At 34.3% G+C, this 6,467-nt stretch carries 5 protein-coding genes; 2 read left to right on the forward strand and 3 right to left on the reverse strand.

The genetic code is table 11. The features are described 5' to 3' along the window. Positions 1 to 322: 322 nt before the first annotated feature. From ACPYKA_RS17395 to ytrH, 3 genes are all read right to left on the reverse strand, one after another. Entirely contained in the window at positions 323 to 511 is a 189-nt protein-coding gene (locus ACPYKA_RS17395; RefSeq protein WP_479543476.1) for a YtzJ family protein, read from the reverse strand. Positions 512 to 631: 120 nt separating this feature from the next. Further along, a complete protein-coding gene (ytrI, locus tag ACPYKA_RS17400; RefSeq protein WP_479543477.1) occupies positions 632 to 1,129 on the reverse strand; it encodes a sporulation membrane protein YtrI in 498 nt (165 codons plus the stop codon). Further along, on the reverse strand, positions 1,130 to 1,462 hold the full coding sequence (gene ytrH / locus ACPYKA_RS17405) for a sporulation membrane protein YtrH (RefSeq protein ID WP_336263525.1): 333 nt from the start codon (positions 1,460 to 1,462) through the stop codon (positions 1,130 to 1,132). A 515-nt stretch (positions 1,463 to 1,977) separates the two neighbouring features. Here ytrH and dnaE point away from each other — a divergent pair. Together dnaE and ystJ are read left to right on the forward strand one after the other, a co-directional pair. After that, complete coding sequence (dnaE, locus tag ACPYKA_RS17410; protein WP_479543478.1) at positions 1,978 to 5,304, forward strand: DNA polymerase III subunit alpha; 3,327 nt, start codon at positions 1,978 to 1,980, stop codon at positions 5,302 to 5,304. A gap of 157 nt (positions 5,305 to 5,461) precedes the next feature. Next, the coding region (ystJ, locus tag ACPYKA_RS17415; RefSeq protein WP_479543479.1) for an NADP-dependent malic enzyme at positions 5,462 to 6,467 on the forward strand (1,006 nt) is incomplete at its 3' end.

Below are 6,467 nucleotides of genomic sequence, written 5' to 3' on the forward strand. Positions count from 1 at the left end.
GTTATTAATACAAAGCAACTATTCTAGCGGAGGAAATACATGGAGACTCCTGCAGGAGGAAAGGCCTAGGTGAGACAACGCAGTGCGTAGCACAAGGAAGGCTCATCAGCCGCCTGCGGAAAGCGGAATGTATTTCCGTAGCGGTATTTTACTTTGTAACTTGTCTACATTTTCGTAGGTAGAAAAACTTTCACTACTGCACAGTATACTTCAACTGTTTAGAATTAATAGTAACAAAATTTACGAGAAGAGCTTAAATAAAAAATATAAAGTGCTGATTTCAACTAATGTATGTCGAAACAGCACTTATCTTATTTCTATTTTATTCATTTTCATTTGGGATAAACCAGCAACCTCCGTTTGTATGTTCAAGTGTGACTGATAATTTTTCTTTTTCAATACCACGTTTGATTAACCGGATAAATTCTGGAGATTCTGCATATACACTGCGTCCTTCTTTTAATTGTTTGATCTTTTCATCTCGCATTAAACGACGATCAAGTACAGTCATAGACGACATCCTTTCTAAAATAAACTTACCATTTAGGCTTCTACCCTGTTAACTATATTTTATTAGATATTATTATTATTGGCTATTATTATCTTAATATTTCATTAAATGTTCATAAGTTTATTTGGAAAGCTTTACATGAAGTGTGATTTTTACTTGCTCAGAAACAAACATTTTGTTTACTTCAAATTGATAAGAAAAGTCATCGATGGTAAAGGTTTTATTCTCCAAGAGTGTAATTAACAAATCATAGTTTTCAGAGAGGCTTTTCACATCTTTTCCAATGATAAAATTTATTTCATTTTTGATTAAGTCTTCAAGTTCGTGAATAATTAAGCGATCTAATTTTAAATCTTCACTATTCGAAAAATCGATGCCAATTGATTGAATCGTATTAGCTGACTTTTCTTCCATATCTTCTTTATCTTGTAATAGTGCTTCATTTTGTCGTTCCAGTTCACCTAATTTTGTTTTTATCTGTATGTTCTCTGAAAGTAAATTTTCATACATTTTTCCATACATATAAGCAAACATTGTATAAGCAATGATTGACCCGATTAGTGTACCAACGAGAAAAATTTGCCAAGATCTTTTTTTGTGATACGGTGGGATGTGCATTTACATCATATCCTCATTCGTTATCCAGCTAATAATAATACTGGCTGTTTTAACGCCCATCATCGCAGCTAGTATAAATAAGAATTGCTTGAATAGATCAAAGGTGGATCCGTCCGTCAGTCCTTTTTGGAAATTTTCGATCGCATCAAAGGTACCTCCAATGGCCGCTACAATCGCCCAAATTTTAATTGATTTTGCAATACGATTCATTGCATGTAAAGGGGCATCTCCTGTCAAAAAAGAGCCAATACTTCCAATAATTGTTCCCCCGACCATAACGCCAAATGCGATAAAGAAACAATGGATAAAGGATACAAAAAAACGTTCTTCCATCCGCTAATCCCCCCATTCTATATATTTCTATGTTTAAAGTGGACAACTTATGAAAACATTGTGAAAGGCTAAATTAGTAGGAAGAAAGAATTGAGGATTCCTGCGAACAAGCGTGTAATCGCTAGTTATTTAGCAAGCTCTACCCGTAGTCTCTGCGGTCAAGTAAAATATCCTACTCGCCGCACACTCTACTTTAGCTAGGTTTTTGCAACTGGGTGCGTATGGATGCGATTAGTACCTCATATCTTTCGTTTTTAAAGAGCAATTTGTACATGAAATATATTTTTCTAAACAAAAAAGCGATTCGTCTTTCACTTTTTTGAGCTTTGCCCGCACAAAATTAAGGTGGAGTCTTCTTGCATAAAACAATAAATTAGGCTGTCTTATAATATCAGAAACATATATTCGTGTTTTTTGGTGGAAAGGGTTAATATTTAACGTTATAATGAAAAGAGCGAAGATGTTCCGGATTTTTTCAATCAAGATCTAACTACGAAGTAAAGGCAGGAGAAAAAATGTCGTTTACACATTTACAAGTTCGAAGTGGGTATAGTTTATTAAATAGTACAATTACAATCGAGAAGTTAGTGGCGCGGGCAAGTGAGCTACAATTTACTTCGCTTGCATTAACGGATGAAAATGTATTACATGGGGTAATCCCTTTTTATAAAAGTTGTCTTAAGGCAGGGATTAAACCACTGATCGGATTGATTGTAAAGACAACGATTAATGAAATGGATATTCCCCTTGTATTATTGGCAAAAAATAATCGCGGCTATCAATCGTTAATCAGAATTTCTACCCATATTCAAATGGAAAATACATGTTCATATGAATTTTTATGTGAAACAGCGGAAGATCTTGTCTGCATTTTGTCTACTGAAATTCCTGCGCTAAAAAAAATGTTTCTGGAACAAAAGTATGAGGAGATAAATCTGTTTTTGCATCATTTTAAATCGATCGTTTTAGAAGAAGATTTATATATTGGTGCAGAAATCTATAATCAAGAAACAACCACATTAATCGAGCATCTAAAAAAATATTATATATCTGGAAACAAACAGATTATCGCCTTTCATGATGTTCGCTATTTGGATAAAAAAGATGCGATTAGCTTCGACTGTTTACAAGCAATGAAATTTAATGAAAAATGGGATTATACAAAACAAAATCGACAAATTTCAGGTCGTCATTTTCGCTCAAGGGAAGAAATTGAAACAGCTTTTTCTACTTTTCCGGAAATTGTTGAAAATATAAATGAAATTGTAGAAAAATGTCATGTTACGTTTGATTTTAATAAGCAACTATTACCAGCTTTTCCTGTACCGACAAACGAATCAGCTCATGACTATTTACGAAAATTATGCATGGATAATCTGGAAGAAAAATATACTGAAATAACAGAAGAAGTAATGAAACGGCTAGAATATGAACTTCACACGATTAAGGAACTTCAATTTAGTGATTATTTTTTAATCGTTGCAGATTTCGTTCAGTTTGCGAAAGAAAATAATATAATGGTCGGACCAGGTAGGGGTTCAGCGGCTGGCTCCATTGTGTCTTACTTACTCGGAATAACGAATGTTGATCCGCTTCAATATGATCTGTTGTTTGAACGATTTTTAAACCCGGAACGTGTCTCGATGCCAGATATTGATATTGACTTTTCTGATGTAAGACGTGATGAGGTAATTGATTATGTGAGGGAAAAGTATGGACAAGATCATGTTGCACAAATAATTACATTTGGAACATTTGCAGCCCGTTCTTTACTACGTGAACTAATGAAAACAATGGAAATTGATCGTCATGATCAAGCGTATATATTGAAGCACATTCCTGTACAAGCAAACAAACCAATTGTTCATTATATTAAAGGGAACGAGGAGTTTCAAAGTTATATAAAACAATCAAATAAACTTAGGGTGTTGTTTTCAGTTGCTGTAACTTTAGAAGGCTTGCCTCGACATATTTCGACGCATGCTGCAGGGATTGTAATTGGAAAAAAACCGCTACTTTCTAATGTTCCACTAACAAAAGGCACACATGATACGTATTTAACACAATATGCAATGAATGAACTTGAAGCAATCGGTTTACTTAAGATCGATATTTTAGGTTTACGTAATTTGTCACTGATGGAACGAATTATAGGTACGATAAATAGACGAACTAGTGAGCAGTTAAATATTGATTTAATTCCAGACAATGATACAGAAACGTTTGCCCTGTTACAAGCTGGGCGAACAAATGGGGTCTTTCAATTGGAGTCCGATGGGATGAAGCGTGTACTAAAGCAGTTAAAACCAACTTCATTAGATGATATAATTGCACTTAATGCATTATATCGTCCCGGTCCAATGGAAGCTATTCCTACATATATTGCGAGAAAACATGGCAGAGAAAAAATTGCCTATTTACATCCAGACTTGGAACCAATTTTAAATAATACGTATGGTGTTTTACTTTATCAAGAACAAATTATGCAAGTTGCTCATCAATTTGCTGGACTTTCATTAGGTGAAGCAGATATTTTAAGAAGAGCGATAAGTAAAAAGAACCGACAGCTGATTGAACAACAAAAAGAAACGTTTGTTCAAGGATGTATAAAAAAAGGATATAGCTTACAAATTGCCGAAGAAGTATTTTCATGGGTATTAAAATTCGCTAATTACGGATTTAACAAAAGTCATTCGGTCGCCTATAGTAAAATTGCATACCAGCTAAGTTATTTAAAAGCTAATTATCCAACATTTTTCTTTGCTCATCTACTTGGGACTGTATCAAATGATGCAAAAAAGTTAAATATGTACGTAAGAGAAGCAAATGAGTTAGGAATTGAGATTTTACCACCTTCTATCAATAAAAGTCATGCCTATTTTACTGTCGAACATGGAAGTATTCGCTTTGGATTAATGGCGATAAAAGGGATTGGTTATGAAACGGTAAAAGAAATTATTGCTGAACGAAAAAAAGCCCTTTTTACTGACTTATTCGATTTTTGTTTACGGGTATCCATTAAGAGAAATGCACTCGAAACACTTATATTAGCAGGAACCTTTGATGAAACTTACGATAATCGGGCAAGTTTGCTAGCTTCCATCGATCAAGCATTAGCTCGCGCTGAGTTGTTTGGAGATCTGCAGGGTCAGACAAATTTATTTGGGAAGCAAATGAAAATGAAACCAGCCTATATAAAAATGGATGATTTCAGCCAGGTACAGCGTCTCCGTGATGAAAAAGAGTTAATGCATATGTATGTAACGAATCATCCGTTAAAACAATATCGGACGGAATTAACGTTACAAAATTTCATTTCCTTGCATAAAGCACGATATATGAATAATCGGGTGATTAAGACGGTAGCTATTTTACAAGGTGTTAAAAAAATCCATACAAAACGTGGGGATTCGATGGCTTTTGTTTTATTAGCTGATGAAACAGATGAAATGGAAGGGGTTATTTTTCCTAATGTCTATCGCGAGGTAAGTGAGTGGTTAAAGGAAGAGGCGATCATTTGTCTGGAAGGAAAAGTGAGTGAACGTGAAAATAAAAAGCAAATTGTTATCGATCGTTTACAACTTTGTAATGTAGAAGATATCGTGAAAGAAAATGCCGGCTATTTGTACATCAAAGTGACCGAAGCGAAGCAAAAAAATGCTTTACATTTTTTGCAAAAATATGCGCAACAATTTCCTGGTAAGACAGCAATAATTATTTACTATGAGAAAGAAAGAAAAACGTATAAATTAGGTGAAAAATATAATTTACGTGCAGTTGATGACGTAGTTTCAAATTTAAAAAACTATTTTGGAGACGAAAATGTTGTGTTAAAATTATAAAAATTATATGATTCTTCTATATAAATTTAAAAATAAACTATCTATTTAGAAAACCTTTGTTATAATCTATATAATAATAACTCGTCTAAAATGTCATTATATCCTGTTAAGTGGATGGAAATGACATCTGAACGGTAAATTGAAGGAGCGATAAGGGATGTCGAAATTACGAGATGCAGCATTACATATGCATAAAATTAATAAGGGGAAGTTGGAATTACGATCTAAAGTACCAGTTAAAAATGCAGAAGATTTGAGTTTGGCATATTCTCCAGGGGTTGCTGAACCTTGTAAAGAAATTTATTCAAATAAACACGCTGTTTATGATTATACAATGAAAGGAAATATGGTTGCCGTTGTAAGTGATGGTTCAGCTGTTTTAGGATTAGGGAATATCGGTCCTGAAGCTGCTCTTCCAGTTATGGAAGGAAAAGCTGTTTTATTCAAGACCTTTGCAGGAGTAGATTCATTTCCAATTTGCCTAGATACACATGATATTGAAGAAATTGTTCAAACTGTTAAGTTGATGGAGCCTACTTTTGGTGGGGTTAATTTGGAAGATATAGCTGCCCCTAATTGCTTTATCATTGAGGAAAGATTAAAGAAAGAAACTAGAATCCCAATTTTCCATGATGATCAACACGGAACAGCAATTGTAACAGTGGCCGGTTTAATGAATGCATTAAAATTAGTAGGAAAATCATTCAAAGAAATTAAAGTTGTTGCAAATGGTGCAGGTGCTGCCGGTATTGCAATTATAAAACTATTGGATAATTTTGGGGTTGGCGAAATTATTATGTGTGATTCCCAAGGAGCTATCTATGAGGGAAGACCACGGAGAATGAATAAAGTGAAAGAAGCAATTGCTAAGAGGACAAACCCACGGAAATTACAAGGCAATCTTGAAGAAGTTATTGAAGGAGCAGACGTATTCATCGGTGTATCCGTCGGTGGCGCACTTACGAAAGAAATGGTTAAGAAAATGAATACAGATCCTATTATTTTTGCAATGGCAAATCCGGATCCTGAAATTTTACCAGATGATGCAAAAGAAGCAGGAGCTAGGATTATCGGGACAGGAAGATCGGATTTTCCTAACCAAGTAAATAATGTATTAGCCTTTCCAGGAATTTTTAGAGGTGCTTTGGATGTATGGGCAACAC

Origin of the sequence: Pseudogracilibacillus amylolyticus (SeqCode) (assembly GCF_051918545.1) — a bacterium.
In the GTDB taxonomy this organism is placed as follows: Bacteria; Bacillota; Bacilli; order Bacillales; family Amphibacillaceae; genus Pseudogracilibacillus.